General features: G+C 53.4%; 1 rRNA gene. It reads left to right on the top strand.

Annotated elements, in window-relative coordinates:
• A 23S ribosomal RNA gene (locus ACYUJT_RS25405) occupies positions 1 to 552 on the top strand; the annotation flags it as partial.

Genomic DNA, 552 nt, shown 5'->3' with positions numbered 1-552 from the left:
TCAGGGGTAGGGGAGCGTTGTATGCGGATTGAAGTTGGACCGGAAGGACTGGTGGACTGCATACAAGTGAGAATGCCGGTATGAGTAACGAAAAGATCAGTGAGAATCTGATCCGCCGAAAGCCCAAGGTTTCCTGAGGAAGGTTCGTCCGCTCAGGGTAAGTCGGGACCTAAGGCGAGGCCGAAAGGCGTAGTCGAAGGACAACAGGTTGAAATTCCTGTACCACCGTAATCCGTTATGAGCGATGGGGTGACGCAGTAGGGTAGTGACGCGAGCTGATGGATGCTCGTCCAAGCAGTGAGGCTGATGTGTAGGCAAATCCGCACATCGTTAAGGCTGGGCTGTGATGGGGAGGGAAAATTTACAGTACCGAAGGTCATGATCTCACACTGCCAAGAAAAGCCTCTAGCCAGGAGAAGGTGCCCGTACCGCAAACCGACACAGGTAGGCGAGAAGAGAATTCTAAGGCGCGCGGAAGAACTCTCGTTAAGGAACTCGGCAAAATGACCCCGTAACTTTGGGAGAAGGGGTGCCCCGGTAGTGTGAATAGCA

It is taken from the genome of Paenibacillus sp. YSY-4.3, assembly GCF_054767475.1.
This window is presented reverse-complemented; position numbering and strand designations above follow the sequence as displayed.